The organism is Mesorhizobium sp. M7A.F.Ca.US.014.04.1.1, from assembly GCF_003998745.1.
Lineage (GTDB): Bacteria > Pseudomonadota > Alphaproteobacteria > Rhizobiales > Rhizobiaceae > Mesorhizobium > Mesorhizobium ciceri.
Genome location: NZ_RZRW01000381.1, coordinates 1 through 5,695, shown reverse-complemented (window position 1 = coordinate 5,695; position 5,695 = coordinate 1). Strand labels below are relative to the sequence as shown.

The 5,695-nt window shown below is 62.2% G+C and carries 4 protein-coding genes and 1 pseudogene; 1 reads left to right on the top strand and 4 read right to left on the bottom strand.

The window, feature by feature from the left end:
* The first annotated feature begins 374 nt into the window (after positions 1–374).
* Positions 375–1,832, top strand: coding sequence for an NCS1 family nucleobase:cation symporter-1 (locus tag EOA22_RS22610; protein WP_127390225.1), 1,458 nt, complete (start codon positions 375–377; stop codon positions 1,830–1,832).
* A 38-nt stretch (positions 1,833–1,870) separates the two neighbouring features.
* On the opposite strand, the gene EOA22_RS22605 is transcribed toward EOA22_RS22610, so the two are convergent.
* From EOA22_RS22605 to EOA22_RS39710, 4 genes and pseudogenes are all read right to left on the bottom strand, one after another.
* Entirely contained in the window at positions 1,871–2,407 is a 537-nt protein-coding gene (locus tag EOA22_RS22605) for a DUF1697 domain-containing protein (RefSeq protein WP_013531732.1), read from the bottom strand.
* Positions 2,408–2,418: 11 nt separating this feature from the next.
* Positions 2,419–4,056, bottom strand: a complete 1,638-nt coding sequence (locus EOA22_RS22600) for a CTP synthase (protein WP_013531733.1) — start codon at positions 4,054–4,056, stop codon at positions 2,419–2,421.
* Positions 4,057–4,193: 137 nt separating this feature from the next.
* Complete coding sequence (locus EOA22_RS22595; protein ID WP_013531734.1) at positions 4,194–5,321, bottom strand: L,D-transpeptidase; 1,128 nt, start codon at positions 5,319–5,321, stop codon at positions 4,194–4,196.
* Positions 5,322–5,530: 209 nt separating this feature from the next.
* Positions 5,531–5,695 (bottom strand): annotated as a pseudogene (locus EOA22_RS39710) (preprotein translocase subunit SecG); the annotation flags it as partial.

Below are 5,695 nucleotides of genomic sequence, written 5' to 3'. Positions count from 1 at the left end.
CCCGCCACACCTATCCGGCCGGCATTTACCTGCATCAGCGTCGCAGCATCGGCAACAAGCCAGGCACCGGTCTGTTTCAGGATTGGCTGCTCGCCGAAGTCGCGGACCACAAGCAGGTGATGGCAATCGCTTAGATGCCCCCCAACCGAAAATGTCGGGAGCCACCGCTTCAGATTGGAATCCCCGCGTCGAACCTCGACTCATCCGTGGTCCAGCGATGACCCACCATCGCCTTGCATCGATAATCGCAGTTCTCATTGAATATCTTTAAGGCCAAAGCCGGCAAATAGGTTGCTTGTCGGTTCCCCTGCGGCAGGCTTAACCTGCACGCGGCCAACGCGTGAGGGCGCGTGCTGCAAAAGGGGAACATTGCCATGACGATACAGGGTGCTTCACCTGATCTGTACAACGAGGATTTGGCTCCGGCCAAAGTTCGAAACTGGGGACCATTCTCGATCTTCAACGTCTGGACGTCGGACGTCCACAGCCTTTGGGGCTACTATCTTGCCGCCAGTCTGTTCCTGTTCTGCGGCGGCTTCGTCAATTTCATCATCGCCATAGGCATCGGCTCGCTGATCATCTACGCGCTGATGAACATGGTCGGCTATGCCGGCGTGAAGACGGGCGTGCCCTACCCCGTGCTTGCCCGCGCCTCTTTCGGCATCTGGGGCGCCAACATACCGGCGCTGGTGCGCGCCGTCGTCGCCTGCTTCTGGTACGGCGCGCAGACTGCCGCCGCCTCGGGCGCGATCGTGGCGCTGCTGATCCGCACGCAATGGTTCGCCGATTTCAACGCCAGCACGCACTTCCTCGGTCATACCGGCCTGGAGGTGATCTGCTTCGTGGTCATCTGGGGGCTGCAATTGCTGATCATCCAGAACGGCATGGAAACGGTCCGCCGCTTCCAGGACTGGGCCGGCCCCGCGGTGTGGGTGATGATGCTGATCCTGGCGATCTATCTCTGTGTCAAATCCGGGAGATTTGCCTTCACCAGCGACATCCCGATGGACGTGCTGCTGGACAAGACGAAGGATGCGGGCGTGCCCGGCACGCCTGGCTCCTGGACCTCGCTGTTTGCGGTGGCCGCGATCTGGGTCACCTATTTCTCGGCGCTCTATCTCAATTTCTGCGATTTCGCCCGTTACGCGCCTGACAAGGCATCGCTGCGCAAGGGCAACATCTGGGGCCTGCCGATCAACCTGATCCTGTTTTCTCTGGTGGCCGGCGTCACCACCATTGCCGCCTTTGACGTCTATGGCGAGGTGCTGCTGCATCCCGACCAGATATCGGCGAAATTCGACAGCTGGTTCCTGGCAGCCCTTGCTGCCCTGACCTTTGCAGTTGCGACGCTTGGCATCAACGTCGTGGCGAACTTCGTCTCGCCGGCCTTCGACTTCTCCAATGTCTTTCCCAGGCAGATCGACTTCAAGAAGGGCGGCTATATCGCGGCCGTGATCGCCCTGCTGCTCTATCCCTTCGCGCCATGGGAAGGCAGTGCGGCTTCCTTCGTCAACATCATCGGCGCGACGATGGGGCCGATCTTCGGGGTGATGATGGTCGACTACTACCTGATCCGGAAGGGTGAGGTCGACGTCGAGGCGCTTTATCGCGAAGATGGCGAATTCCGCTTCCAGGGCGGCTGGCACGTCACCGCCTTCATCGCCGCCGGCATCGGCGCCATCTTCTCGTCGATCCTGCCCAACTTCACCAACTGGCTGCCGTCCTGGTGGGGTGTCTATGGCTGGTTCTTCGGCGTGGCGATCGCCGGCATCATCTACTACGTGCTGCGCACCGCCGCTTTGGGCGCCGGCGCCAGGACCGCGAAGGCCTGACAAGGTGAATTTTGGGGCGGCGAGAGCCGCCCCAAAACCTACCCGAGCATCTCGGCCAATCTGCGCACCGTGTTCCAGTTGCGCGACGTGCCCGTGCCCATGCGCTTGTGATTCATCGCCGCAAGCAGCCGCGAGCTTGGCCTCTCGCGCGAAAAGACGACCCAGATGTCGCCGCCGACCGAAGTCACTTTTTCATCCTCGCCGGCATAGGCCTGGAGCCCCGTCACGGCCTCCACGGGCGCAGGCTTGCGCATCACCCGTACGGCCACCTGATCGCCTGCTTTGGCCGAATCGGCCGGGAACGGATTGCCGGCGGCAAGCTTCAGCCAGTCCTTGGCACCACGCACGATGATGTCGACATGGCGGCCGAAGGTTTTTTCGAAGGCTGCCTCCAGCCGCTGTTCAAGGTCGGCAATATCAGTTGCCGGCGCCTCGAAGACCAGATTTCCGGTCGCCACCAGGGTGCGCGGGTTCTTCAGCCCGAGATCTTCCGCCATGGCCTTGAGATCGGCCATGACGACCCGGCGGCCCTCGCCCAGAATGATGCTGTAAAGCAGCGCGACATAGGTCTGCATGGCCGACCGGCCTACACCAGCCGGCTCTGCTCCACCGCTGCCTCGATGAAACTGGCGAACAGCGGATGCGGGTCGAGCGGCCGGCTTTTCAGTTCCGGATGATACTGCACGCCGATGAACCAGGGATGGTCCGGGTATTCGACCGTTTCCGGCAGCACGCCGTCGGGCGACATGCCGGCGAACACCAGGCCGCAATCCTCAAGCCGCTCCTTGTAGTCGACATTGACCTCGTAGCGGTGGCGATGGCGCTCGGAAATCTGAGTGTCGCCGTAGATCTCGGCGATCTTGGAGCCCTTGGCGAGCTCGGCCTGATAGGCGCCGAGCCGCATCGTGCCGCCGAGATCGCCGGTTTCGCGGCGCTTCTCCAGCATGTTGCCTTTCAGCCATTCGGTCATCAGGCCGACGACCGGTTCCTCGGTCGGACCAAACTCGGTCGAAGACGCATGCTCGACGCCGGCCAGCGACCGCGCCGCCTCGATGCAGGCCATCTGCATGCCGAAGCAGATGCCGAAATACGGCACTTTTCGCTCACGCGCGAACTTCGCCGCCAGGATTTTGCCTTCCGAGCCGCGCTCCCCAAAGCCGCCGGGAACCAGGATGCCATGCACCTTTTCCAGCCACGGCGTCGGATCCTCCTTTTCGAAGATCTCCGATTCGATCCAGTCGAGCTTGACCTTGACGTGATTGGCCAGGCCGCCATGCGACAGCGCCTCGATCAGCGATTTGTAGGCGTCCTTGAGGCCGGTATATTTGCCGACAACGGCGATGGTCACCTCGCCTTCCGGATTGTGGATGCGGTTGGACACCGCCTGCCACGGCTCCATACGCGGCTTCGGCGCCGGATCGATGCCGAAGGCGGCCAGGACTTCCGAATCGAGCCCTTCCTTGTGATAGGCCATCGGCACGTCGTAGATATGCGGCACGTCGAGCGCCTGGATCACGGCGCTTTCGCGCACATTGCAGAACAGCGACAGTTTTCTGCGCTCTTCCTTGGGGATAGCGCGGTCGGCGCGGACCAGCAGGATGTCGGGCGCGATGCCGATGCCGCGCAGTTCCTTGACCGAATGCTGAGTCGGCTTGGTCTTCAGCTCACCGGCCGTCGGGATATAGGGCATCAGCGTCAGATGCACGTAGACGGCATTGTTGCGCGGCAAGTCGTTGCCGAGCTGGCGTATAGCCTCCAGGAACGGCATCGCCTCGATGTCGCCGACCGTGCCGCCGATCTCGCACAGCACGAAATCATAGTCGTCATTGCCGTTGAGGACGAAATTCTTGATCTCGTCGGTGACGTGGGGGATGACCTGCACGGTGGCGCCGAGATAGTCGCCGCGCCGCTCGCGCTCGATGATGTTCTTGTAGATGCGGCCGGTGGTGATGTTGTCCTGCTGGTTGGCGGAGCGGCCTGTGAAGCGCTCGTAATGGCCAAGATCAAGATCGGTTTCCGCACCATCGTCGGTGACGAAAACCTCGCCATGCTGGTACGGCGACATCGTCCCCGGATCGACATTGAGATAGGGATCGAGTTTTTTGATGCGTGCGCGATAGCCTCGCGCCTGCAGGAGAGCCCCAAGGGCCGCTGCGGCAATGCCTTTTCCAAGTGAGGAAACCACGCCGCCTGTGATGAATACATATCGCGCCATGGGAGTCATCGCTTAACGCGGCCGGATTGATTCCGCCAGAGAAAAAACCACCGCGAAGGTTTTTTCCCAAGAAGGCGCTCGGATCGTGAACAGGGCAAAACAAAAGGGCCGGCTGAGCCGGCCCTTTCGGCAGGATGACGAAAACGTCAGATGATGACGACCTTGGTGCCAACCCTGACGCGGCTGTAGAGATCCATGACGTGCTCGTTGATCATGCGGAAGCAGCCATTAGAGGCGCTGGTTCCGATCGACTGCGGCGCGATGGTGCCGTGGATGCGCAGATGCGTGTCCTTCTTGCCGTCATAGAGATAGATGGCGCGGGCGCCGAGCGGATTCTGGCCACCGCCAGGCATGCCGTCCTTATACTGGCCGTAATGCTTCGGCTCGCGCTTCTGCATGTCCAGCGTCGGGATCCAGCGCGGCCATTCCTGCTTGTCACCGACCGCGACCGTGCCCTTGAACTGCAGGCCCTCGCGACCGACCGCAATGGCGTAGCGCCGCGCGGTGGAAGATGATTCGACGAGGTAGAGGCGCCGCGCGCTGGTGTCGATGACGATGGTGCCGGCATCGTAACCAGTGAATTCCACGTCCTGCGGCACGAATTCCGGCTTCACCTTGAACTGCTTCTTGGCCTCCCTCTTGGCGAGAGCCTGATCGAGAGCCCGCGTCTCGGGAAGATAGCTTATCGAGGAGCCGGACGACGTCCCGCCGAAAAGGCCGGCGAACAGGCCGCCGCCGCTCGGCTTCTTCTGGCCGATGACTTCGCTGCGCAGTTCGCCATTGTTGCCGGTCAGGGCGACGTTCATGGCCTCCGCCGGAAGCGGCTCGGCCGACTGGATCGGCGCTATCGGTTCGATAGGCTCGATGATCTTGGCAGCCTGCTTCTTGGCCGGCTTGGCATCGGCCACCTCGGTTGCCGGCGCGCTCTTGCCCTTCTTGGCAAGGAACGCCTGCCGTTCCGCGTCGGCCTTGGCCTTTGCCGCCTCGCGCATTGCCAGCTTCCTGGCTTCGAGCGCCTTGGCTTTGGCGGCTTCCTTGTCGGCAACGATCTTGGCCTCGATCTTCTTGATCTGGGCGAGGTCGTCGGGCGTCGGGTTTTTCTTCTTCTTGAGAAGCTTCAATTGCGACGCATCACTCTTGACGGCGACGTTGATGGCAGAAGTTGTTTCAGCCGAAGGCTGTGCGGCCATATTGGCCGGAACGCCTGCGAAAGCGGGGGAACTCACGCCGAGTGCGGCGCAAAGTCCCAGGAAAATGAAGCTGCGAAGCTGCATGGCGAAGATCCGATCGTTCTATGCTTGTTGCCACGGCGTCGCCCAGCGCCCCCCAAGGGCGCCGGAAATGCCGCGTGCAATCTATAGTCGAATAAGCGCGGCCGCCTCAAGCGTGGGGCCATGCCTCACCCCGTCGAATCTTCGTGATCTCGCTGCATTTGCCGCGACTGTGTTCAAACGACCACAGATCGCGGTTCAGGCACCGAGGACTACTGGTTTGGAACCTGCGGGGTCGCCGGTGCGGCGGGAGCCGTGCCGTTGGTCGCCGGCGGCGTCGAGCCGGCGGCAGGCGCAGTGGCCGGGGCAGTCGCAGGAGCCGAAGCATCGTTGCCGGAAGGCGGCGTCGGCGTGGTGGTGCCCGCGGGCGCCGGAGT

Excerpts from the sequence above, each read along its gene's own strand:
- EOA22_RS22610 (WP_127390225.1), top strand. The coding sequence starts at position 375 with ATGACGATACAGGGTGCTTCACCTGATCTGTACAACGAGGATTTGGCT.
- EOA22_RS22605 (WP_013531732.1), bottom strand. The coding sequence starts at position 2,407 with ATGCAGACCTATGTCGCGCTGCTTTACAGCATCATTCTGGGCGAGGGC.
- EOA22_RS22600 (WP_013531733.1), bottom strand. The coding sequence starts at position 4,056 with ATGACTCCCATGGCGCGATATGTATTCATCACAGGCGGCGTGGTTTCC.
- EOA22_RS22595 (WP_013531734.1), bottom strand. The coding sequence starts at position 5,321 with ATGCAGCTTCGCAGCTTCATTTTCCTGGGACTTTGCGCCGCACTCGGC.